28 protein-coding genes are annotated in these 21,512 nt (G+C 34.9%); 19 read left to right on the forward strand and 9 right to left on the reverse strand.

Features of this window, described 5'->3' with window-relative positions:
* The first annotated feature begins 40 nt into the window (after positions 1-40).
* From ACFFIX_RS09420 to ACFFIX_RS09455, 8 genes are all read left to right on the forward strand, one after another.
* The gene (locus tag ACFFIX_RS09420; RefSeq protein ID WP_378932968.1) at positions 41-577 is read left to right on the forward strand and encodes a GNAT family N-acetyltransferase; all 537 of its coding nucleotides are present in this window, start codon (positions 41-43) and stop codon (positions 575-577) included.
* 210 nt (positions 578-787) lie between these two features.
* Positions 788-1,885: a type III polyketide synthase gene (locus ACFFIX_RS09425; protein ID WP_378932971.1), complete on the forward strand. Its 1,098-nt coding sequence runs from the start codon at positions 788-790 to the stop codon at positions 1,883-1,885.
* Positions 1,886-1,887: 2 nt separating this feature from the next.
* Positions 1,888-2,451: an isoprenylcysteine carboxyl methyltransferase family protein gene (locus ACFFIX_RS09430; protein WP_378932973.1), complete on the forward strand. Its 564-nt coding sequence runs from the start codon at positions 1,888-1,890 to the stop codon at positions 2,449-2,451.
* A 325-nt stretch (positions 2,452-2,776) separates the two neighbouring features.
* The gene (locus ACFFIX_RS09435; protein WP_378932976.1) at positions 2,777-6,382 is read left to right on the forward strand and encodes a dynamin family protein; all 3,606 of its coding nucleotides are present in this window, start codon (positions 2,777-2,779) and stop codon (positions 6,380-6,382) included.
* A gap of 25 nt (positions 6,383-6,407) precedes the next feature.
* A complete protein-coding gene (locus ACFFIX_RS09440; RefSeq protein ID WP_378932979.1) occupies positions 6,408-6,599 on the forward strand; it encodes a hypothetical protein in 192 nt (63 codons plus the stop codon).
* Entirely contained in the window at positions 6,592-6,858 is a 267-nt protein-coding gene (locus ACFFIX_RS09445) for a DUF2533 family protein (protein WP_378932982.1), read from the forward strand. The genes ACFFIX_RS09440 and ACFFIX_RS09445 overlap by 8 nt, the downstream gene beginning before the upstream one ends.
* 99 nt (positions 6,859-6,957) lie before the next feature.
* Positions 6,958-7,092 (forward strand): protein YpzF, encoded by a 135-nt coding sequence (ypzF, locus tag ACFFIX_RS09450; protein ID WP_378932985.1) that lies wholly within the window; start codon positions 6,958-6,960, stop codon positions 7,090-7,092.
* Between the two features lie 170 nt (positions 7,093-7,262).
* Positions 7,263-8,159 (forward strand): 5'-3' exonuclease, encoded by an 897-nt coding sequence (locus tag ACFFIX_RS09455; protein WP_378932989.1) that lies wholly within the window; start codon positions 7,263-7,265, stop codon positions 8,157-8,159.
* 8 nt (positions 8,160-8,167) lie between these two features.
* On the opposite strand, the gene sspL is transcribed toward ACFFIX_RS09455, so the two are convergent.
* Positions 8,168-8,308 carry a small, acid-soluble spore protein L gene (gene sspL, locus ACFFIX_RS09460; protein WP_378932992.1) on the reverse strand — a complete coding sequence of 47 codons (141 nt, stop codon included), beginning with the start codon at positions 8,306-8,308 and terminating at the stop codon, positions 8,168-8,170.
* A 145-nt stretch (positions 8,309-8,453) separates the two neighbouring features.
* On the opposite strand from sspL, the gene ACFFIX_RS09465 reads away from it, so the two are divergent.
* On the forward strand, positions 8,454-8,729 hold the full coding sequence (locus ACFFIX_RS09465; RefSeq protein ID WP_378932995.1) for a DUF6123 family protein: 276 nt from the start codon (positions 8,454-8,456) through the stop codon (positions 8,727-8,729).
* Between the two features lie 208 nt (positions 8,730-8,937).
* On the opposite strand, the gene ACFFIX_RS09470 is transcribed toward ACFFIX_RS09465, so the two are convergent.
* Both ACFFIX_RS09470 and ACFFIX_RS09475 read right to left on the reverse strand, forming a co-directional pair.
* Complete coding sequence (locus tag ACFFIX_RS09470; protein ID WP_378932998.1) at positions 8,938-9,846, reverse strand: DMT family transporter; 909 nt, start codon at positions 9,844-9,846, stop codon at positions 8,938-8,940.
* 18 nt (positions 9,847-9,864) lie between these two features.
* Complete coding sequence (locus tag ACFFIX_RS09475) at positions 9,865-10,257, reverse strand: reverse transcriptase-like protein (RefSeq protein ID WP_378933000.1); 393 nt, start codon at positions 10,255-10,257, stop codon at positions 9,865-9,867.
* Positions 10,258-10,432: 175 nt separating this feature from the next.
* Here ACFFIX_RS09475 and ACFFIX_RS09480 point away from each other — a divergent pair, with 175 nt between their 5' ends.
* Both ACFFIX_RS09480 and ACFFIX_RS09485 read left to right on the forward strand, forming a co-directional pair.
* Positions 10,433-11,107: a reverse transcriptase-like protein gene (locus tag ACFFIX_RS09480; RefSeq protein ID WP_378933003.1), complete on the forward strand. Its 675-nt coding sequence runs from the start codon at positions 10,433-10,435 to the stop codon at positions 11,105-11,107.
* A complete protein-coding gene (locus tag ACFFIX_RS09485) occupies positions 11,094-11,279 on the forward strand; it encodes a zinc-finger domain-containing protein (RefSeq protein WP_378933006.1) in 186 nt (61 codons plus the stop codon). The genes ACFFIX_RS09480 and ACFFIX_RS09485 overlap by 14 nt, the downstream gene beginning before the upstream one ends.
* 52 nt (positions 11,280-11,331) lie before the next feature.
* On the opposite strand, the gene ACFFIX_RS09490 is transcribed toward ACFFIX_RS09485, so the two are convergent.
* Positions 11,332-11,604, reverse strand: a complete 273-nt coding sequence (locus ACFFIX_RS09490; RefSeq protein WP_378933008.1) for a DUF2564 family protein — start codon at positions 11,602-11,604, stop codon at positions 11,332-11,334.
* 257 nt (positions 11,605-11,861) lie between these two features.
* On the opposite strand from ACFFIX_RS09490, the gene ACFFIX_RS09495 reads away from it, so the two are divergent.
* Positions 11,862-12,050 carry a hypothetical protein gene (locus ACFFIX_RS09495; RefSeq protein ID WP_378933010.1) on the forward strand — a complete coding sequence of 63 codons (189 nt, stop codon included), beginning with the start codon at positions 11,862-11,864 and terminating at the stop codon, positions 12,048-12,050.
* A gap of 84 nt (positions 12,051-12,134) precedes the next feature.
* On the opposite strand, the gene cspD is transcribed toward ACFFIX_RS09495, so the two are convergent.
* On the reverse strand, positions 12,135-12,335 hold the full coding sequence (gene cspD, locus ACFFIX_RS09500; protein WP_378933012.1) for a cold-shock protein CspD: 201 nt from the start codon (positions 12,333-12,335) through the stop codon (positions 12,135-12,137).
* A gap of 273 nt (positions 12,336-12,608) precedes the next feature.
* Between cspD and ACFFIX_RS09505 the strand changes: the two genes are divergently transcribed.
* Positions 12,609-12,860 (forward strand): hypothetical protein, encoded by a 252-nt coding sequence (locus ACFFIX_RS09505; RefSeq protein WP_378933014.1) that lies wholly within the window; start codon positions 12,609-12,611, stop codon positions 12,858-12,860.
* A 104-nt stretch (positions 12,861-12,964) separates the two neighbouring features.
* On the forward strand, positions 12,965-13,231 hold the full coding sequence (locus tag ACFFIX_RS09510) for a phosphocarrier protein HPr (RefSeq protein ID WP_378933017.1): 267 nt from the start codon (positions 12,965-12,967) through the stop codon (positions 13,229-13,231).
* Between the two features lie 153 nt (positions 13,232-13,384).
* Here ACFFIX_RS09510 and ACFFIX_RS09515 read toward each other — a convergent pair whose 3' ends face one another.
* Complete coding sequence (locus ACFFIX_RS09515; RefSeq protein WP_378933020.1) at positions 13,385-13,534, reverse strand: hypothetical protein; 150 nt, start codon at positions 13,532-13,534, stop codon at positions 13,385-13,387.
* A gap of 139 nt (positions 13,535-13,673) precedes the next feature.
* Between ACFFIX_RS09515 and ACFFIX_RS09520 the strand changes: the two genes are divergently transcribed.
* Positions 13,674-14,357 carry a class I SAM-dependent methyltransferase gene (locus ACFFIX_RS09520; RefSeq protein ID WP_378933023.1) on the forward strand — a complete coding sequence of 228 codons (684 nt, stop codon included), beginning with the start codon at positions 13,674-13,676 and terminating at the stop codon, positions 14,355-14,357.
* A 14-nt stretch (positions 14,358-14,371) separates the two neighbouring features.
* Complete coding sequence (locus ACFFIX_RS09525; protein ID WP_378933026.1) at positions 14,372-15,067, forward strand: AIM24 family protein; 696 nt, start codon at positions 14,372-14,374, stop codon at positions 15,065-15,067.
* A 50-nt stretch (positions 15,068-15,117) separates the two neighbouring features.
* Here the strand turns inward: ACFFIX_RS09525 and ACFFIX_RS09530 are convergent, their stop codons facing one another.
* From ACFFIX_RS09530 to metA, 3 genes are all read right to left on the reverse strand, one after another.
* Entirely contained in the window at positions 15,118-16,110 is a 993-nt protein-coding gene (locus ACFFIX_RS09530; RefSeq protein WP_378933029.1) for a metal-dependent hydrolase, read from the reverse strand.
* Between the two features lie 46 nt (positions 16,111-16,156).
* On the reverse strand, positions 16,157-17,311 hold the full coding sequence (locus ACFFIX_RS09535) for a diglucosyl diacylglycerol synthase (RefSeq protein WP_378933032.1): 1,155 nt from the start codon (positions 17,309-17,311) through the stop codon (positions 16,157-16,159).
* Positions 17,312-17,508: 197 nt separating this feature from the next.
* A complete protein-coding gene (gene metA / locus ACFFIX_RS09540; protein WP_378933035.1) occupies positions 17,509-18,417 on the reverse strand; it encodes a homoserine O-acetyltransferase MetA in 909 nt (302 codons plus the stop codon).
* 179 nt (positions 18,418-18,596) lie between these two features.
* Between metA and ACFFIX_RS09545 the strand changes: the two genes are divergently transcribed.
* The 3 genes from ACFFIX_RS09545 to ACFFIX_RS09555 all read left to right on the forward strand — a co-directional run bounded on the left by ACFFIX_RS09545 (position 18,597) and on the right by ACFFIX_RS09555 (position 21,355).
* A complete protein-coding gene (locus ACFFIX_RS09545) occupies positions 18,597-20,285 on the forward strand; it encodes a formate--tetrahydrofolate ligase (protein ID WP_378933107.1) in 1,689 nt (562 codons plus the stop codon).
* Positions 20,286-20,294: 9 nt separating this feature from the next.
* On the forward strand, positions 20,295-20,798 hold the full coding sequence (locus ACFFIX_RS09550; protein ID WP_378933038.1) for a hypothetical protein: 504 nt from the start codon (positions 20,295-20,297) through the stop codon (positions 20,796-20,798).
* 71 nt (positions 20,799-20,869) lie between these two features.
* On the forward strand, positions 20,870-21,355 hold the full coding sequence (locus ACFFIX_RS09555) for a glutathione peroxidase (protein ID WP_378933041.1): 486 nt from the start codon (positions 20,870-20,872) through the stop codon (positions 21,353-21,355).
* The last annotated feature ends 157 nt before the right edge of the window (positions 21,356-21,512 follow it).

Raw genomic sequence — 21,512 nt, forward strand, 5'->3', positions numbered from 1 at the left:
TTAGAGATTAGGCATACTAGCAATAAGGAGCTGAACATAAATGGGGAATCAAGAACTTGTTAAAAAAATAATAGCGAAAAACCGGAAAGTAGTTATCCTCAGACCAGTGAAAATTAACGATGCCGAGCAAATAGTTGAGGCGGTTAAAACGGTTATCTACACAGGGGCATACATACAGAAAGAAAAACCTCGGACAGTCGAAGAAGAAAGAGAATTCATTACTACCATGCAAAATCAAGATAATATGTATTTAGCAATTGAAATAGATGGTACTGTTGTCGGTATAGCTAGAGTGGTTCGCGGAGAGCTAGAGATGAAGCGGCATATTGGATTATTTAGAACATGGTTAGCAGAACGCGCTCAAGGGTTGGGTATAGGTAAAGAAATTATGACTTATACGCTAGAATGGTGTCGTTTACATCAGTTGCACAAGCTGTGCTTAACTGTTTTTGCTTCCAATGGTCTTGCTCAAAAGCTATATGAAAGATATGGCTTTGTACAGGAAGGCATTCAGAAAGAACAAGTGAAAATTAACGGCCAATATGATGATGAAATCTTTATGGCTTACTTTTTTTAAAAGACGTTACTTAATAATTCCCAATATTTATTAGTGATGATTCGGACTAATTCGGTTATAATAAACATGCACAGCAACATAGCCAACTTCTTTAAAACGTCTAGCTTTTCCCCATTGTTGGGAAAGGCTTTTTTTCATTCTGTGAAAAGAGAATATTTTTCAATTATTTGGCAATATTAACCTAAATGTGACAGGAAGGTGAATTTGCCTATGGCTTATATAGTATCTGTTGGAAAGTGTTTACCTGAATTTAATAGTACGCAGGAAACAGCAGTTGAATTTGCAAAAGAAATGTTTAAGGAAACGTTTAAGGATATTAACCGTTTATTAACCGTATTTCAAAATGGTGAAATTCAATCTCGTCAATTCGCAAAAGAATTGGATTGGTATAAACAAGAACATTCTTTTAAAGAAAAAAACGATACATATATTACGAATGCGGTCACTTTAGGAGTAAAAGCAATAAAAGCATGTCTTTCAAATTCTAAGCTACTCTCTAGACCTATTGATTATGAAGAAATAGATGCGATTTTTTTTATTTCTAGTACAGGACTATCAACTCCGAGTATTGATGCGAAGATTATCAATCATTTGCCTTTTAAGGAAAGTATTAAGCGAATTCCTATTTGGGGATTAGGTTGTGCTGGTGGGGCAGCTGGTTTGTCTAGAGCTTTTGAGTATTGCAGAGCATTTCCAGATGCAAAGGTGATCGTTCTGTCCGTTGAATTTTGTAGTTTAACATTTCAACGTGATGATCAGTCAAAAAGCAATTTAATTGGTACTTCTCTTTTTGCAGACGGAGTTGCATGCACTTGTATTGTTGGAGAAGCAGTAGATCAAAAAAAGTACTCTAAATTATCGAATATACCTAGAATACTAGGGACTAATTCCACATTTATGAAAAACTCCGAAGAAGTGATGGGTTGGGATATAAAAAACAACGGATTTTATGTTGTTTTTTCACGTGATATTCCTTCACTTATTAATAAGTGGCTTAAACCCAATGTTGAGTCGTTTTTAGACGACTACAAGATGAGTTTGACTGACATTAGCCACTTTGTCGCACATCCAGGTGGAAAAAAAGTCCTTGATGCCTATAAAAAAGGGCTAGAGTTCAGTGAATTTCACCTTCATATTTCTAGAGAGGTTCTCTCGAAACATGGCAACATGTCGTCCGTGACTGTCATGTATGTGTTAGAAGCCTATTTAGAGAGGGAGGTTGCAGCATGTGAAGACTTCGGTTTAATTGGTGCCTTAGGTCCGGGATTTTCTTCAGAGCTATTACTGGTAAAATGGGAGGCAGTGTAAAGGTGTTCGTTTTTTTACTCATTCTCATAATTCTTCAACGATTGACTGAATTAATGCTTGCTAAACGAAATGAAAAGTGGATGAAACAAAGGGGCGGAGTCGAGTATGGCCGGGAACATTATCCATATATCGTTGCTCTTCACGTTTTATTTCTCGTTTCTTTTATTGCAGAAGTACTTTTGTTTGATAAGGGTCTTACAACCTATTGGTATATCATTGCTCCAATTATTGTTTTTACCCAAGTGATACGGTACTGGGCAGTTTTTTCTTTAGGATCTTTTTGGAACACTCGAATCATTATCATTCCGAATGCAGATGTAGTGTCAAAGGGTCCTTATCGGTTTTTAAAACATCCAAATTATCTCGTTGTAGCGCTCGAGATCTTATGCATCCCACTGCTATTTAATGCTTTTCTTACGTCAATTATGTTTACACTTACAAATGTACTGATGATGAAAGTTCGAATCCTAGCTGAGGAGAGAGCTTTAGTTAACAGTACAAATTATGTAAGCGTATTTCAATCCAAGAACCGCTTTCTCCCGATAATGAAAAAAACGGAAGAATGAGTGTTGAAAATGATTATCATTGATGATAGAATAACATCATAGTGAAAAACATTCTCACCTAAACGGAGTGGAGGAAAATGTTTATGACGATGTTATTTGTAGGGTGTTCGGTTCTAACATATAGTTTCTTGATTGGTTACATATTAAAGCGAGTTGAATCGCAAAGTTCATAAATTCTTCTGTTAGAACTGCTCATTTGAAAAAATGAAGCAGTTTTTTTAACTTTATAAGAATTTATATCAAATGGATATAGGAAAAATGTTAAAAATTAAGTAAAATAGACTTTAGAGTTATGGGCAATTAATTGGTCACAAAGGGGATAATTATGGCAACAGTTGTCAGCACACAGAAAATTCTAGAAATGATGATTTCGCTACATCAACTTTTAACTAAAAACAAAGACGAAAATAGTGCGTTGAAAGTAAAAGAACTTATCATAAAAGTTCATAAAGAAAAAAAATATATCGCTTTTGCTGGACACTTTTCAGCAGGGAAATCCACGATGATTAACAAACTTCTAGGTGAACAAATCTTGCCTACTAGTCCGATACCCACTAGCGCTAATATCGTGATGTTAGAAAAGGGCAGTAAAAATGTTCAGCTTCAGACCAGTAGTGGTGAAGTGTTTCAATTAGAAGGTGACTATAGCGTAGATGAAATTAAAGAGTTTTGTAAGCAAGGAGATGATATTGAACGTGTACATATCATCAACACTTATAAAAACTTAAGCGCTGGTATTGTGATTATGGATACTCCTGGTATCGATTCAACGGATGCTGCACACAGGCTGTCAACAGAATCAATGCTTCACATTGCCGATGTTATATTTTATGTAACCGATTATAATCACGTTCAATCCGAAGAAAATTTATCCTTTATCAAAGAGATGAGGCAACGCGGTAAAACAGTTTATCTAATTGTCAATCAAATCGATAAACACCGTTCTGAAGAAATGTCCTTTCAGCAATACAAACAGCAAATCCAATCAACTTTTGAAGAGTATGGCCTAAAAAACACTCATATTTTCTATACTACCTTACTGAATGATTCAGAACCTAATAATGAAATAGAAAAAGTAAAAAGAGTAATGAAGCATGTAATTGAAGTGGATGATACCGAACAGCACACAACAATTAAACATGCACTAACTGATATCGTAAAAAACCATTTACACTATTATGGAGAACAGCTTGATCTTGCAGAAATCAATGAAGAGGAAGTAGTTAGTAGGTTGAGTTCAATTATTGATGAAGAATCAACTATTCACAGATCACTCAAAGAAGAAGAAATGAAAGTCGATCTTATTTTTTCTAGTTTAAAAGAAAAAATCACAACAATCTTAAGGAATGCAAATTTGACTCCATTTGAAACTAGAGAAAAAGCAGCTGCTTTTATTCAATCACATGATCCAAGCTTTAAAAAAGGATTTTTATTTACTAAAGGAAAAACCGAACAGGAAAGAGAAAAAAGAGCAGACATGCTATATGAAGATCTAAATAAAAGGGTTGAAACAGAAATAACATGGCATATTCTCCACTCCATAAAGGAAGCTATAAAAGAAAATAATGTGAATGATGCTCAATTAAACCAAAACATCCAGTCATTTTCAATCGAATTTCAAAAAGAAACCTTGGGTCAAACACTGAAAAAAGGCGCTTCCTTTAACGATCAATATACACTTACCTTTTCAGCAGATCTTAGTGATACTCTAAAAAAGAAAAGTAAAACAAAAGCGATGATCTTGGTAGGGGAAATTGTTGAGACTTTTAAAAGAATGACGGAACAAAAGTCTGCTCAGTTTACTTCGAAACTAAACGATCTGAAACAGAAGATAAGCTTTTACAATGAAGTATCTGATCGAATCCATCAATATGAGCAACACAATGTTGCTGTGCAATTAATTTTAACGAGTACAGAATTTCCTCGAATAAATCTTGAAGAATGGCTAAAAGAACATAAACAACCAATTGTAAAAAAATATGAAAAAGAAGTATTGATCCCGACGAAGCTTGATGAGGTAAAAGAAACAAACACACACAATCAGACAACTCAATCTAAAAAAGAGAATCTTACAACATTTATTCACCAAGTCAAAAAACTATCAAACGATTTTAAACATATCCCTGGATTTGGTCAATTTGGAGAATCGATTATTCAAAAAGCGAACCGCTTTGAAAACAGAACGTTTACTGTTGCGTTGTTCGGTGCCTTTAGTGCAGGGAAATCCTCTTTTGCGAATGCATTGATTGGGGAAAAACTTTTACCGTCATCACCGACACCAACCACAGCAACCATTAATAAAATAGCACCTCCTACTAGTGAGAAAGAGCATGGTCTAGTGGAAGTTATCTTAAAAAAACCAGATGTTTTTTTAAACGAAATGATTGAGGTGCTTCCAAAAGCTGAATTGAAGGGAACCTCAATTCAGGAAGTAGAGGATCAGTTAGTAGAATATGTAAATAAATCTAAAAGTAAGCTTTCAGGTCATGAACGAGCTACGATTACTATGTACGAAAGAGCGATAAAAACGTATAAAAGCTTAACTGAGACTGGATATATCCTACTAAAAGATAGATCTTCATTTACCGAATATGTCGCAAACGAAGAAAAAGCATGCATGGTAGAAGAAGTGATCATTTATTTCGATTGTAAGATCACACAGCTTGGTATAACATTGGTGGACACCCCAGGTGCTGATTCATTTAATACAAGACATACAGATGTAGCCTTTCAATATATAAAAAATGCCGATGCGATTCTATACGTGACCTATTATAATCATCCTTTTTCAAAAGGAGATCGTGAATTTATAAGACAGCTTGGTCGTGTAAAAGACGCATTCACTTTAGATAAGATGTTTTTTATTATTAATGCAGTGGATTTGGCTATAAACGACGAAGAAGTAGCTATAGTGAAAAATTACATTATTAATCAGCTGCTACAGCAGGAAGTCCGAAACGCACGACTTTATGGTATTTCAAGTCTTAAAGTGTTAGAAGGGGAAAACCTTGATACTACTGATTTTTCTCTGTTTGAAGAAAAGTTTCATCACTTTATTGAACATGATTTAAGTGAGACCACTATTCTTTCTATAAAAGAAGAACTTCATAAAACTTTACACCAAATCAAAACAATAAGTGAAACTGCAGCAAAGGATAGTGCCGAAAAAGAACGAGAAATGTTAAAGATAAAAGACGAACAAATACTGGTTGAGAATCAGTTGAATCAATTAGATGTAGAGGGAATTGTGCTACAATTGAGACAAGAGATCGAAGAATTAATTTTTTACATTAAGCAACGACTTACTATGCGCTTTTCCGAGTTCTTTAAAGAAGCATTCCATCCAGGAGCTCTAAAACAAGGAATAAACACTCAAGATGTGTTAAAATCTTGTTTATCAGATTTTGTAAAATCGATACAATTTGAACTTGTACAGGAGCTTCAAGCAACATCTTTAAGAATTGAGAAATTTATGGGTAAACAAATGGATGAGGAATATAATCGTATCGAAAACCTTCTTCAACATCTGTCATCTGCAGTTCATTTATCAAAGCAAGAAAGCTTACCAATTGAGTCACCTACAATCTCAATTGATTTTTCAAATGAACAGGAGAATAGCTTTAGACAATCACTAAAGCTGTACAAAAACCCAAGAGCCTTTTTCGAGAAAAATGAAAAACAGCATATGATTGAAGATTTAATTCAACGATTCGATGAACCGATACAAAATGCTTTAAGTATTCATCAACACCTTTTTTCTGAGTACTATTCCAAAACGTTGATGAATCATCAAGTAGTATATGTAACAAAAATGAAAGAGCAAACGAAACAATCATTTCAATCGATAATCTCTATCTATACAACACCACAGGATTTAACACTGATTACAGAGAAAAAGTCAGAGATTAAGGGAGCGTTATCCCTTTTGTAAAATTGATCGCAAAGGTGAGAAACTCTTGAAAAAAAAGTCCTATCAAGTATGTGCGTCATGCACACATTTTCAAGCATTCCGTTTGAATTCAAAAATGGTTTATCATTGTAGTCGATTAGGTTTTGAAACAAAACCAGCGTATTCATTTACATGCTGGAGCCCTAAAGAGCATATTGTAAATTTAATGAAAAAAAGAGGTGTAGCCGACAATGAGTAACGTACATGAAGCTATTTCAGATCATAGTAAAAAACAGCATCAACATATTCAAACCTTTTTAATGTTAGAAGCAAAGAGAGAAGCTTACATTGAGGAGGCCGTTCAACTTTGCAAAAGTTCACTATCGTTTGATGTAGCACGAATTAATAATGTTACATTAGAAATCAATGACTTAGCCAGTAAAGGAATTACTCCTACTCGAAAGCTTGTCACAAATAAAATGGTCAGAGACTTTGTAATAAAAAAATACCAAATATAGAAAGATTATTTCCAATTAATACAGGACTTACTTTGTACTTAATAAACCCCTATTGTGAAAAACTAAAATTGTAACACAATGAAAAAAGGGGTGTTGGTAATGGGTAAAACAAAATTAGGTAATGCGAACGCACAACGAAATAATAACAAAAAGAAGAAAAATGGATTCAACGAAGAATTTGCTTCATACGCTCAAGCTGAAGCGCAAAAAATGAGTAACAACAAAAAAAGCTAAAAAAACTTATGAAAAGACTTGGAGCTATCCAGGTCTTTTTATAGTTTTATGATCGTGTAACCCCTTAGTACTCACCCCTTATAACCTAGGTTAATTATTACCTTTTAAGTAAGTGCGTGATGTATGATAAAATAAAATAGTTGTATTTAGTTAAGAGGGGAAGATTTTAAATGGAAAAGAAAGAGCACTTATTAATTGTAGACGGAATGGCGTTATTGTTTAGAGCGTTTTATGCGACCTCTGTGTACGGACAATTTATGATTAATAGTAAGGGAATACCTACAAATGCAATTAATGGCTTTTTCAAGCATTTGTTTTCAGCGATTGACCAATTAAAGCCAACACATGTTATCTGTTGTTGGGATATGGGGAGTAAAACCTATCGATCGGATTTATATACAGATTATAAAGGAAACCGACCTGAAGCACCAATCGAATTAGTTCCTCAGTTTGGCTTAGTGAAACAGGCCGTGGAAGCATTAGATATCCCCAATATCGGAATAGAAGGTTTTGAGGCTGATGACTGCATAGGCACAATTGTCAAGAACTATCAATCACAACTACCCATTTCTGTGCTTACAGGTGATAAAGACCTGCTTCAATTACTTGATATTGATGTCCAGATCGTACTTCTTCAAAAAGGAATTGGGAACTACAAAATCTATACAAACGATTTGTTTAGTGAGGAACTAGGAATTGATCCACATATGTTGATTGATGTGAAGGCACTTATGGGAGATTCTAGTGATAATTATCCAGGTGTAAAGGGAATTGGGGAAAAAACTGCGTATAAGCTTATTGGGAAATATCGATCAATTTCCGGTCTGTTAGAAAACTTAACAGAATTAACAAAAGCACAACGATTAAAAATTGAAACTGATTTGGACATGCTTCACTTATCACAACAGCTAGCAGAAATAAACTGCAAAGTACCTGTTCAATGTGTACTTGAAGATGCTCTTCTATCCATACAAGAAGAAAAAGCACTGTTAATGATGCACGATATTGAATTACGAGGTATGCATGTATTATTAAGTAGCTTTACGAGTAGTAGAGAGGCTATCTAGCCTCTCTACTACTTTCTATTCAATTTCTTCGCCGCATTCTCTAGCTTGCTCTTAGGTTCAACAGCAAATTCGACGTCTTTGCCGACTCCTTGTGGATTTACACTGGGTGCTATTTGTCCTCGATTATTACCCCTTTTTTCACTACTCATCTGTTCTCACCTCCACCTTTATTATGACCTACTTGTCTGATTTTCAGTAATAAACAGGAATGGTAGTGAGTAAAAAACATAGTATTAATGGGCGAATTTCGATATAGTAAAAAAGGAATAAGTTTAGTTAGGGCGGGGTTATTTAGTGATTAAAACGGTAAAAACAGTTACAGAATACATACAGTACTTAAATGAAAAGGGGTTTTCTTTTGGTGAAGATGCACTTGGATTTATCCATTTTGGACAGAATTACACAGATGCAAAAGATGCATTAGTTATTGCATCAATTGAATTAACGTTAAAAATCCAAAAAGAATTTGATGGTTCCTTTTTCATATCAATCCTTGAGATGCTAAAAAAAGAGGGAATTGAAACCTCTCAAGGTGCGTATCAACATCTAAAGAAGATAAATTTACTTTAAAAAGCTCGGATAACCGAGCTTTTCTCATTGTTTAGCGTATTAAATTCTTGTACTGTGGATAACGTTTCTGCAGTCAGCTACGACGTACAGGACGTGTTAGTGCATGCAAAGCGATTGACGGTCGCGTTTTTTTGCCTGCTCGAGGTGATAAGGCTGTTCAAGGCACCCTGAGCTATTGTACGTTGGATAAGTAGACTGTAAGACATTATCAGACTGATTTCAGGCTTTTATTCAACCATTTATCTGGTATTTCAGAAACAATCATTGCAGTAAAAATGAATAAGCATCCGATTATCCCAGACGTTGAAAGTTTTTCCTCAATAACGATAAAAGCCGTTAGGGCAGCAAAAACAGGTTCCATTGCAAAAATAAGCGCTACTTTAGCAGAAGTAGTAAATTGCTGAAACTTTGTTTGAATAAGGAATGCCAGAGCAGTAGCAAAAAATGAAGTAATGATAAGTGCTACTATTACGTCTTGGTGAATTAATCGTTTAAAACTGGAAATTTCACTTTTTTCAAATAATAGAAAACTAAAAAAGCTTAATACAGAAACGGTTAATAATTGAACAATAGTTAGGGATAAAGCATCATTTTGTCCAGAATACTTTCCAGTGAATACGATATGTAAAGCAAAGAAAATCGCACAAAGAAAAATTAGCATATCACCACCGTTTAACCCTTGCACATCTCCAATTGTTAAATAGTAAAGCCCGATACATCCTAAAAATGCTCCTGCAAAAACCACGACTTTTGGTTTTTCTTTTATAACCCATAGAGATAGAAACGGAACAATCATAACACTTAACCCTGTGATAAACCCAGCTTTTGAAGATGTGGTATAAAGGAGACCAACCGTTTGAAAGGCATAGCCTAGAAAAAGAAAGGAACCTAAAATAACACCAGCGATCACTAACTTAATTGAGTACATTTTATATAAAACTTTTCTTTTTATAAAAATAGCAATACTAATTAGACAAACTGCAGCAATGAAAAAGCGAACACTGTTGAATAAATGCGGAGGCATATAGGCGATCGCCTTTTGTACAATAACAAAGGTAGCTCCCCAAATAAATGCAACAAATAGTAATGCACTGTCAGCAAACATGCCTTTTTTCACGTTAAATCACACTCTCATTTAGGTAATATTTTTAAAAATTGCTGCTCGTGCTAGTTCATCTGCTCCCTTATTTTCCTTGCTAGGTATCCATTTGACGAAAAACAAATCAAATTGCTTGGATAATTGAATAATACGATGCAACAAATCACTGTATTTCTTATTTTTAACGAATTGTTTTTCTATTGCTCTTTCTACTAACTGTGAATCAGTCCGAAAAGAAGCAACACGGTAGCCTTTTTCAATACAGATTTCCATTCCTTTTATAAATGCATGATATTCTGCCTCGTGATTTGTCATGATACCAAGTGGGAAAGAATATCTTTCAGCAGTACCATGTCCTTTTATAAACACCCCAGCACCTGATAGACCAGGATCTCCTGCACTGGCTCCATCCACATAAACTTCGAGCAAACTTGAATCCCCCTAACGTTTTAAAAAAGTGTTGAACGGTGTTAAAATGATAAAATGAACAGCATATTATGATAGAAATTATAGCATATTGTTTACATGAGTAGGGATGAACAGTGAAACACTAAACCAAGCATAAACAAAAGCGGAAGCGACAGGGGTGAGCTTATTGAAATATATGATTGAGTGGACATATCAAACTAAAAGAAAACATAAAACAATTTTATCAAGTCAATTTCTTTCACTTGCTGAAGTGATTTTGTTTGCGGAGGATTTCGAAAAAACTGGGCGAGTTAACGAATTAAACTTTTCTTCAGAAGATGGTCAATTATGGACGTTAAAAGAATTAAAAAAACTTCAAACAATAATTGTACATGAACCTTATGATGTTGTTGCCTATTTTGATGGAGGATTTCAAAAGGAAACACTTATTTCAGGTTTAGGAGTCGTCATTTACTATACATTGAACAACAAACGAATGAGGGTAAGGCTGAATGAAAAGGTTCAAGAGCTTACATCAAATAATGAAGCGGAGTATGCAGCTTTTTCATTTATGATCTCTCAATTTGAAGAACTAGGTATATCCAGGCAATCTGTTACCTTCAAAGGGGACTCACAGGTAGTTCTTAATCAATTATCAGGTGAATGGCCTTGCTATGAAGAAGTTTTTTTATCGTGGCTAGATAAAATTGAAAAAAAAATCAAGGTTTTAAAAATTACCCCAAAATATCAACCGATATCTAGAAAACTAAATGAAGAGGCAGATAAATTAGCTTCTCAAGCAATTAATGATATAAGGATTCGAAGTCAAATTCAAGTGGATGAGGAAGTTGATTCTGATGAGAAGGGTTAATAAAAAACAAACGCTGTCAGAGATTAGTGAGATTGTCGATACGTATTGTGTTGACTGTTTGTTAAAAAAACATTTTAGAAACGATTATGGAAAAAGATACGCACATTCATTTTGTATTAACAAATGCACGGTGGGTGAAAAATTAAAGACAATGGGTGAAAAGCTCATTTAAAAAAATCCGCTCGGGTAATGGGCGGATTTTTCACTACTTTTGCTGGTTTTTATTATTGCTTTGCTTCATTTAATTGGTGTTCACATTGTGAGAGAAGCTCTTGTTGTGTAGATAAAAATTGTTGATCTACACCGGTTTGAGATTGAAGTGAACTGTTGTATTGTTCTCTTGCATCATCTAAGGCCTTTTCTGCATCCTGTAGCGCTTCTGGATCTAGACTCATTGTAGCAGATCCAACCATCTTTTGTGCCGCTTTTACAGACATCTCTAGTTGTTTTAATTCATTAAAACCACTGATTAATCCTGTATGGTTAATTTGATCCATAACAAAAACACCTCCTGTACTTATCTTTTGATAGGGTAAATAAAAATATTCATCATAAGGTTGCTTTGGAATAAGTATAGTTCTTAAGTTAGTTGTTTTTCTATGAAGTGGGTAAATATATATTCCTAAATTTATTCTATCCGAAATGACATGATCGTGCTAAAATAAAGGAGGATTATTGTAAAAAAATAGAACAATTATGAAACCTTTTGACTACATAAACGTCTATTTTTTGTGGGAAGGGAGAAGTGGTTCTTTTGAAAAATGAGCAATTAGATTCAACAATAAAAGTAGCATTCACAGAAATTTATCAAGACTTAGAAAAACTTATTTTTATTGCAAACAATTCAAATGTGTTTAATCAGCTAGAGGTAGGCAGAATTGAAAAAAGCATAAAACAAAATGTGAAGGCCATTGAATACCTAATCGTTAGTCAACAAAAATAAAAAAGAGAGGCCGAGTAAACTCGAGCCTCTAGATCATTCGTGTACGATCATATAATTATGTTAAATTACAGATTAATCCTGTAATTATAACTTTGTTACGTTAGCAGCTTGAGGTCCGCGGTTACCTTCAACGATTTCGAAAGAAACTTCTTGGCCTTCCTCTAATGCTTTATAGCCTTCACCTTGGATAGCTGAGAAATGAACAAATACATCGTCTCCGCCTTCAATCTCGATGAAACCAAAACCTTTTTCATTGTTAAACCATTTTACTTTACCGTTTTGCATATTACGGAATCCTCCTAATACTGTAGCACGATGGTGCTAAAAAAAATTTATCACATAACAGAATATCGTATGTAAATAGCATGCTTTTTGAGCCTCTATAAACGATAAATATTCAGCTTATGATACCTCAACTATACACTATATTTTCTCAGCTAGTCAAGAAAGAACTAAAACTTCTGAATATTCCTTTTATTAATCTTTTGTCTTCCTTATTCAACATATTAATTCCTATTTCAAGCATATAATGGTTGAAAAAAGAATGGTGGAGAATTCATGTTAAAGACGTGTTTGCATGGACAAGATGTCATAATAACTAGTAAGAAAAGAATGTCTACAGAGAGCTTTAACAGAGCATGTTCTCTTCTTTTAAGAGTGAATAAGGAAATACTGAAAATTGAAAAAGATACTCCGATACTTATTCAAGATACTTCCTTAAATAGCATCATCATTGAAAGATTAAGTACAGAGACATTTACACTACAACTACAATGTGAATTGAAACGAGAGCACGTGTTTATTGTTTGAACTATAGTTGAGGAATACGATCATATAGAGAAGAAAATAGTTTTATTTAATCCGAAAACGTTTATAATAAGATTAGTTTGGTAAATTGAGAGGAGATTCAAAAAATGGTAGAAAAGTCATTCACAATCACAAGCGAGGCTGGTTTACATGCAAGACCAGCAACTTCTTTAGTAAATGCAGTTAATTCATTTACATCTGATGTTAACCTTGAAGCAAACGGGAGAAGTGTTAATTTAAAGTCAATTATGGGTGTTATGTCTTTAGGTATTTCTAAAGGTACAAGTGTAAAAGTTTCTGCAAGTGGTAGCGATGAAAGTGAAGCGTTAGCCGCAGTAGAACGTGTAATGAAAACAGAGAGTTTAGGGGAATAATTGTTCAATTCCATTCTTTGATTACGGTTCAATACAAAAAGGGTCAGTAAAACTCTATCTAGACATGAGCATTAAGATTTCTATGCTTATGACTAATGATTGAGAGATACTGACCCTTTTCTAGTGTTCTTGACTAATCCTAATGACCTTTAATTAGTTTTGTTTTGAGTTATCTCTTTGATCTTTGTTTCGTTTAGTGCCTTTACTATTATCTCCTGCAATATCAGCACCAAATTCCTCTTGAAAATGGCCTCTTTGTGGAGCATTTTGATTTTGACTACCTCTGTTTTCTTTTTTTGTCATTTAAAGTGCCTCCAAATCTTGTGAAAAAATAATGACTCACTATTTACTATCTCCATATGTTTCGGTAAAAAAACAGGTTATTTTACTTATCGTATCGAAAGTGTTGACATACTCTTTAAAAGAGTGGGAGGGAATGCTAGTGAGTAATTTATTTAATTGGCAAAAAGAAGCGGAAAAACAATGGGATAAGCGAGCAGATTTTTGGACTAAAAGCAGTAGGGATATGTGGGACGAGGGTAGCCGAAGTACAATTCTTCCTTTTTTCAAAAAATATGTACAGCCCATCGGTAAGGTGATCGATATAGGGTGTGGAGACGGTTATGGTTCTTATAAATTAACTAGTGAAGGGGGTTATAGAGTCGTCGGAGTTGATTTGTCATCTGAAATGATCCGGCTTGCAAAGGAACGAGAAAGTGAGGAACTAACCTTTTTGCAAGGTGATATTAATCAGCTACCATTCGAAAACGAGGAAGCTGCAGCAATATTAACGATTAATTGCATTGAATGGACATCAGACCCTCTAAGAGCATTAGAAGAGTTAAGACGCATTGTCAAACCAGCAGGATATCTATGCATAGCCATCCTTGGTCCAACTTCTCACCCAAGGGAAAACAGCTTCAATCGTTTGTATCAGAAGGATGTTATTTGCAATACAATGATGCCCTGGGAATTTGAACAGCTAGCAACTGAAAATGGATGGAACCTAGTCGATGACTTAGCCGTATATAAACGGGGGGTTACAGAGCAATTAACGGTACACCTATCGAAGGAATTAAAGCAATCATTGTCATTTATGTGGGTATTCATGCTTAAAAAAAGATAAAGGAGACCTAAAACATGAGTAAATATTCAATTGAACAATTTATTGAACAGACTCGCCAACAAGATAAAGGGGAGGGGTTATTTGAGTTAGAAACACCTCGAATGCTGGAAGTTAATCTTGATGGAGAAGTTTGGGCGAAAATGGGAACGATGATTTCTTATCGCGGAAATATGAAATTTGAGCGAGAAGGAGTCTTTGAGCATGGACTAGGGAAATTATTTAAAAAAGCCTTTACAGGGGAAGGTACTTCTCTAATGAAAGTTAGAGGAAACGGAAAAGTATATGTTGCTGATCAGGGGAAAAAGATATCAATTCTTCAATTAAGCGGTGATTCCATTTATGTGAATGGCAATGATTTGTTAGCGTTTGAACCAACTATTTCTTGGGATATAAAGATGATGAGAAGAATTGCTGGTATGCTTTCAGGGGGATTGTTTAATGTCCATCTAGAAGGAACAGGGATGGTAGCCATTACGTCACACTATGAACCACTAACCTTACTTGTGACAAAAAATAATCCTGTTTATACTGATCCGAATGCAACTGTTGCTTGGTCAGGTACATTAGAACCTGAATTTGTAACTGACATTACCTTAAAAACATTCTTGGGAAGAGGAAGCGGTGAATCTATTCAAATGAAGTTCTCAGGTGAAGGCTTTGTTGTCGTCCAACCTTTTGAAGAAGTATACTACAGTACCCAACAATCGTAAAAAGAAGAGGCTGATCCACGTCAGCCTCTTTCTTTTACGATTGTTAAATTTTAAGTAGAAATTTGCTTTTGCGATGAAAGCTTTTCATTTAATTGTGTTGGCTGATGAATCCACCCTGTATACGAGGAGAGAACTTCATAGTCTGAATTTAATTTAACAACTGCCATAAAAGGATAATGATTTTTGGAACGAAATCTTACATCTGAGAATCGAACCTCATATCCTGTTCGAGATGAAATGACCACAACATGAGTATGAGAAGAAACTGCTAAGAAATGTCTAACATCCTTATCTTTACGGGCAGCGTCAATTACACTTGAGGGTGAATAGTGTTTTCCGAACTTATGAATCCATATAACTTTTTTCTGCTTAACTCTTCCAATTTGGTATGAATTGGCTGTTTCAAAGACAACGTCCCAATTATTCCAAAAAATCGTTGGAATAATTGTTACCTTACCAACTTGATCTATCATATGAAACTTCACAAGCTTAGCAATCTTTCGCGAGGAAATAAGTCTTTCGAATAAATAACAGATAATCACTCCGTACACGATAAGGAAAACAGGACCTGGTTTCCCACTTATAAGCCAACCGCCAAAGCCTACCAAGTGGAGAAGCATGATAAAAGGATCAAATAATGGTATGAAATTTAATGAGAGCCATTTTTTCGTAAATGGTTTTCCAGCCTGTGTCCCGTAGGCATTAAAGACATCAAATAAAACGTGCAAACTGACAGCTAAAAAAGTCCAATACATTAATGGGAGTATAGGAACACTCACGCTGAACAGATACAGTATTCCAGAAAGAAAAATGGTCCATAGAAATAAAGCTGGGATTGAATGAGAAGCACCACGATGATGCTCGATATACAATCCGTTCCCTTTAACAAGCTTAATCACATAATCAAAATCAGGTGCATTTGAGCCAATGACTGTTCCAAGTAAAACAGCATTCGCAAGCTCAGAATTTGATGAAACCGCAGGATCGAGATAAGCGAGACCCGCTAAACCAAAACCCATTGCAACATGTGTGCTTGTGTCCATCTGTTTCCTCCAGGAAGCTTTTATTAACACCCTTCATCCTGAAGACTTAGTAATTTACAGAGCCAACGACCATTCTTCTATCTTTAATAAGTGCGACTTCATTAAAAGCATCTTCTAGGATGATATTTGCAGAATGTGAATGATGTAGTTTTTTAATATTTGCTTTCATCTCTTTTAAACGGTTTTCATCGAGAAGGAGCTTTTGAACTTCTTCAGAAATATCCTCCATTCGATTTACAACTAGTGCAGCACCGTTTTCCTCAAAGTAGAGTGCATTCTCTTTTTCCTGACCTGGAACTGGCTTGAATAAGATAACCGGAATGCCGATAGCAGTTGCTTCACTTAGAGTAATTCCACCTGGTTTCGTAATCATACAAGATGAGATTCTGTATAACTCATCTACTCTTTCTACATAACCCTTTACTTTAAATTGATTTGGATACATTGAGGCCAGTGGATCAAGGCTTTCCTTTAGTAAACTATTATTCCCACAAACAACAACTGTCTGGATTCCTTTGTTTGAGATGAAAGATTGACACAAGTCCTTGACGTTTTTTAAAACACCATGAGCACCAGCCATAATTAATAATGTCTTTTTGTTAGGATCTAAACGATATTTTTTGAATAATGCTAGCTTTTCTTTATTTTCCTCGAATTGAGAACGAATCGGAATTCCTGTTACTTTAACGGTACCAGGGTGGATTCCGAGCCGAATTATTTTTTCCTTAACATGATTTGTTGCAACGTAATATTTATCTATGTTCTCGTGAATCCATATTTTGTGTAAGCAAAAGTCAGTTAAAACATTAAAAGTGGGAATAATTGTCCCAGTTTTTCTCCGATATTCCGGAACAACAATCATCGGAAATGTGTTAATGATTATGTCTGGTTGTTCAGTCGTAATAATTTCATGCAATCGTTTATTTCCCATTTTGTAGTATAAGTTCATCATTCTTTTGTTGTACATTTTGTCAACACCATAATAAAAGAGGCGATAAAACTGCTTGCCGAAAGAATAACTTTTTAAATATAGATACTGGGTTATATCGGAAAAAACAGGATGCGATTCAGAATACAATTCACATACAATGACTTTTTCGACACCAAGTTTTTTGCATTGATTTTCTAACGTTTTTGCAACTTGAATATGACCATTACCATACTTTGCTGTTAAAATTAATACTTTCGAATTGCTTTTCAACATATTCACCTCAGTCTAGTCAAAAACAAAAACTAATAAAGTATACGATCTAAATCTATGAAAAATAAAATAGATTTGTATAAAGATTACCATACAACTTGAGAATTTATTATAAAGATTTTATGAATTTGTTTGTATCATGTAAATTTTATATTAAATATTTGTTTCAGTTTGATATAAAGTAGAAAATTAGTATACTAATCCCATTCATAAGGTGTTTCTTGGTAAACATAATAGTTTAACCAGTTCGCAAATAAAAGAGTTGCGTGTGAGCGCCAGAGATGAAGTGGAGAATGACTTGGATCATCGTTTTGAAAATAATTTTCAGGTACATCTACAGTAAAACCCTTTTCAATATCACGATCATATTCATCCTTTAAAGTCGTTGCATCATATTCTGGATGTCCTGTAAGAAAGACTTGTTTTTCATCTTTTGAAATGACTAAACAAACACCTGCCTTTTCAGAATAAGAAAGAATTTTAAGCTTTGAGTTCGTTTCAATGTCTTCTCTCTTTATATCTGTATGTCGAGAGTGTGGAACATAGTAGTGATCATCGAAACCTCTGACCAACTTCACCGAGGGGTCCATAATCTCATGCGGGAAAATCCCAAAGCACTTTTCCTTTAATGCATATTTATTTACACCGTAATGATAGTAGATTCCTGCTTGTGCACCCCAACATATATGTAAAGTGGAGGTAACGTTTGTTTTTGTCCATTCCATAATCATTTTTAATTCATCCCAATAAATAACTTCTTCAAAGTGAAGTTGTTCAATCGGTGCTCCTGTAATAATCATTCCATCAAATTTCCGATGCGAGATTTTGTCAAAAGTTGTATAAAATTCTTTGAGATGTTTGGCAGCAGTTGTTTTAGAAGTGTGAGTTTTTGGCCTTAAAAACGTGATGTTAATTTGCAAAGGTGAATTGCCTAAAAGTCGCAGCAGTTGTGTTTCCGTTTTTTGTTTTTCAGGCATGATATTTAAGATCACAATATTTAAAGGTCGGATATCTTGAGAATAAGCTCGTTTTTCATCCATAATAAAAATATTTTCCTTTTCAAGAATTTCTTTAGCGGGCAGATGAGTAGGAATGGTTATTGGCAAAAAAACACCTCCGTTTAGTTTTACATCACAATATGGAAAGATTAGTATTTCTTATTATAGAAACTTTAGAAAAATATTTCAATTCAATATTTTCATATTTAAGTAAATGATGTTTTTTCTTCCGCCTGCTTAATATGATAAAATATGATTCATCATCTCTAGGAATTGAGGCAGAAAACATGGGGGTAACAATGAATCCTAAAACAGACATCGAAATTGCTCAGCACACCAAACTGGTTCCAATTCAGAAATTAATTGACGACCTAGATTTATTGGAGGACGACGTTGAGCTTTATGGGAAATACAAAGCAAAACTTTCTCTTAATACATTAGAACGTTTACAAGATAAGAAAGATGGAAAAATTATTTTAGTAACAGCGATTAATCCTACTCCTGCTGGGGAGGGAAAGTCAACGGTTACAGTTGGACTTGGGCAAGCTTTTAATCTTCTAAATAAAAAGGCAATTATCGCAATGCGTGAACCATCTTTAGGTCCTACAATGGGCATGAAAGGTGGAGCTACTGGTGGAGGGTATTCACAAGTACTACCAATGGAAGATATCAACTTACATTTTACAGGCGACATTCATGCCATTACAACGGCTAACAATGCACTAGCCGCTTTCATTGATAACCACATTCATCAAGGAAATGATTTAAGAATTGATCCTCGCCGAATCCTCTGGAAAAGAGTGCTAGATCTGAATGACCGTGCGCTTAGAAATGTAACGATAGGTCTCGGCGGGGTAACAAATGGAATGCCCCGAGAAGATCATTTTGATATTACTGTTGCATCAGAGATCATGGCCATTTTATGCCTAGCTAAAGATATACCTGATTTACGCTTCCGAATTGCCAGGATCGTTGTAGGATATTCTTTTGAAAAAATGCCGATATCAGTTGCTGATCTAGGATATGAAGGCGCACTTACTTTATTATTAAAAGATGCAATTAAACCAAATTTAGTTCAAACGATGGAACATACTCCTGCTATTATACACGGTGGGCCTTTTGCCAACATTGCACATGGCTGTAATAGTTTAATCGCAACAAAGATTGCTGCAAAATTAGGTGATTATGTTGTAACAGAGGCTGGCTTTGGTGCCGACTTAGGTGCGGAAAAATTCTTACATATTAAAGCAAGAGTGGGCCAATTTAAACCTGCGGCTGTAGTTATTGTTGCTACAATTAGAGCGCTTAAAATGCACGGTGGAGTAGCCAAAGATGAGTTGACGAATGAAAATGTGACTGCACTCGGAAAAGGAATTGAAAACCTTCAAAAACATATTGAAACGATCAAAGCATTTGGTTTGCCCTATGTTGTAGCAATAAATAAATTTGTAATTGATACTGAAAATGAAGTCTTAACACTTCTTACTTGGTGTAATGAAAATGACCATCCCGTTAGCTTAACAGAAGTTTGGGAAAAAGGTGGAAAAGGTGGACTACAGTTAGCTGAAATGGTCATAAACATTATTGACAATAGTCAGAACAATTTTACTCCACTTTACAATACAAAAGATTCTATCAAAGAAAAAATTCTTGAGATTGCTCGAACAGTTTACGGAGCGAAAAGTGTAGACTATACAACCAAAGCAGAAAAGCAAATAAAGGAATTTGAGAAATTCGGTTGGTCTACTTTCCCAATTTGTATGGCAAAAACACAATACTCCTTATCAGATTCGTCACAAAAACTGGGTAGGCCTAGAGATTTCACCGTTACAATTAGAGAGTTTAAACCTTCTATTGGAGCTGGTTTTATCGTTGCACTAACAGGTGAAATCATGACGATGCCAGGATTACCGAAAAAACCAGCAGCATTAAACATGAATGTCACAGATAAGGGACAAGCTACAGGCTTGTATTAAGGAGAGACTATGTTTGATCCGACTACATTTGACAACCTAAAAGTTATACTAGAAGGATATGTTTATGATTTAGACTTAGACAATGTCATTGTTGTTACAGATCGGTCTGATCTAGTCAATTTAGCAACAATGTCCAGGTCATTTTCAATATCCTTTAAGCTACCAATCGAAAACCCAACACCTACAGTCAAGATTCAACTTGAAATGATTCATGAACAACTTTCAGGTGAATTGTTAGGTAAATTAGAACATCCCGGGTGTCGAGTGAAAATAAAAATATATGAAGTAAAAGAAAGCAGTAGTATCGATGAGATTTTGGTCGAAAGACTTAAAAGGATCTGGGGTAAAAGCTATGACCTTAAACTCTACGTTACACAGCAGATACCTGAAAATAGGTTCCACCATCAATACTCGTTAGAAACTTTAATGCTTGTTTTGGAGGTAGATGGGGAGATTCTGTTGAATATGGTGGAGTATGCAATGGATTCAATCAAATTATTGTCGCAGGAATAAGTGATCAAAAGCATTAAAAGTTGCTGAATTTGAAAAATATTGCCATTCTCATAGTAAGGAGGGGGATCTTAGTGCCAATTTATCAGTTTGATGTAAAAAAGATTAATGGTGAAGTAGTTTCCTTAGATTCTTATCAAAATAATGTCCTACTAATTGTTAATACAGCAAGTAAATGTGGATTTACTCCACAGTATAAGGAGCTTCAAGAGCTATATGAGCAGTATAAAGATGAAGGTTTGATGATTTTAGGCTTTCCCTGTAACCAATTTATGAGCCAAGAGCCAGGGAATGAAGATGAAATTCAGAGTTTTTGCGAGATTAATTATGGCGTCACATTCCCACTGTTTGCAAAGGTTGATGTAAACGGGGAAGACGCGCATCCACTTTATCAATTTTTGACGGAAAAAGCACCTGGTTTATTAGGTTCTAAAGCTGTCAAATGGAATTTCACGAAATTCCTTGTCAATCGAAAAGGTGAAGTTGTTGAACGTATTTCTCCGAATACAAATCCAAAAGAGCTAAAGCCTCAGATAGAAGAATTGTTAAAAGAAGCCTGATTTTGGGCTTTTTTTAACAATTAGGATTTATATAACTTTAGATCTAGTATGCGTTTCCGAATCCAGCTCCAGCGCCTAGCCCCGAAGCACAAGGACGTGCAAGTGCAGGAAATGCGACAGGACGTCGCGTTCTTGACTGCCTCGAGGTCATAAGTCA

Origin of the sequence: Metabacillus herbersteinensis, from assembly GCF_042433335.1 — a bacterium.
Taxonomy (GTDB): Bacteria; Bacillota; Bacilli; order Bacillales; family Bacillaceae; genus Metabacillus; species Metabacillus herbersteinensis.

Bases quoted from the DNA above. Each gene is read 5' to 3' on its own strand.
- ACFFIX_RS09420 (WP_378932968.1), top strand. From the start codon at position 41: ATGGGGAATCAAGAACTTGTTAAAAAAATAATAGCGAAAAACCGGAAA.
- ACFFIX_RS09455 (WP_378932989.1), top strand. From the start codon at position 7,263: ATGGAAAAGAAAGAGCACTTATTAATTGTAGACGGAATGGCGTTATTG.
- ACFFIX_RS09510 (WP_378933017.1), top strand. From the start codon at position 12,965: ATGGTAGAAAAGTCATTCACAATCACAAGCGAGGCTGGTTTACATGCA.
- ACFFIX_RS09445 (WP_378932982.1), top strand. From the start codon at position 6,592: ATGAGTAACGTACATGAAGCTATTTCAGATCATAGTAAAAAACAGCAT.
- ACFFIX_RS09490 (WP_378933008.1), bottom strand. From the start codon at position 11,604: ATGGATCAAATTAACCATACAGGATTAATCAGTGGTTTTAATGAATTA.
- ACFFIX_RS09515 (WP_378933020.1), bottom strand. From the start codon at position 13,534: ATGACAAAAAAAGAAAACAGAGGTAGTCAAAATCAAAATGCTCCACAA.
- ACFFIX_RS09425 (WP_378932971.1), top strand. From the start codon at position 788: ATGGCTTATATAGTATCTGTTGGAAAGTGTTTACCTGAATTTAATAGT.
- cspD (WP_378933012.1), bottom strand. From the start codon at position 12,335: ATGCAAAACGGTAAAGTAAAATGGTTTAACAATGAAAAAGGTTTTGGT.
- ACFFIX_RS09530 (WP_378933029.1), bottom strand. From the start codon at position 16,110: ATGGACACAAGCACACATGTTGCAATGGGTTTTGGTTTAGCGGGTCTC.
- ACFFIX_RS09480 (WP_378933003.1), top strand. From the start codon at position 10,433: ATGATTGAGTGGACATATCAAACTAAAAGAAAACATAAAACAATTTTA.
- ACFFIX_RS09485 (WP_378933006.1), top strand. From the start codon at position 11,094: ATGAGAAGGGTTAATAAAAAACAAACGCTGTCAGAGATTAGTGAGATT.
- ACFFIX_RS09525 (WP_378933026.1), top strand. From the start codon at position 14,372: ATGAGTAAATATTCAATTGAACAATTTATTGAACAGACTCGCCAACAA.
- ACFFIX_RS09435 (WP_378932976.1), top strand. From the start codon at position 2,777: ATGGCAACAGTTGTCAGCACACAGAAAATTCTAGAAATGATGATTTCG.
- sspL (WP_378932992.1), bottom strand. From the start codon at position 8,308: ATGAGTAGTGAAAAAAGGGGTAATAATCGAGGACAAATAGCACCCAGT.
- ACFFIX_RS09505 (WP_378933014.1), top strand. From the start codon at position 12,609: ATGTTAAAGACGTGTTTGCATGGACAAGATGTCATAATAACTAGTAAG.
- ACFFIX_RS09545 (WP_378933107.1), top strand. From the start codon at position 18,597: ATGGGGGTAACAATGAATCCTAAAACAGACATCGAAATTGCTCAGCAC.
- ACFFIX_RS09550 (WP_378933038.1), top strand. From the start codon at position 20,295: ATGTTTGATCCGACTACATTTGACAACCTAAAAGTTATACTAGAAGGA.
- ypzF (WP_378932985.1), top strand. From the start codon at position 6,958: ATGGGTAAAACAAAATTAGGTAATGCGAACGCACAACGAAATAATAAC.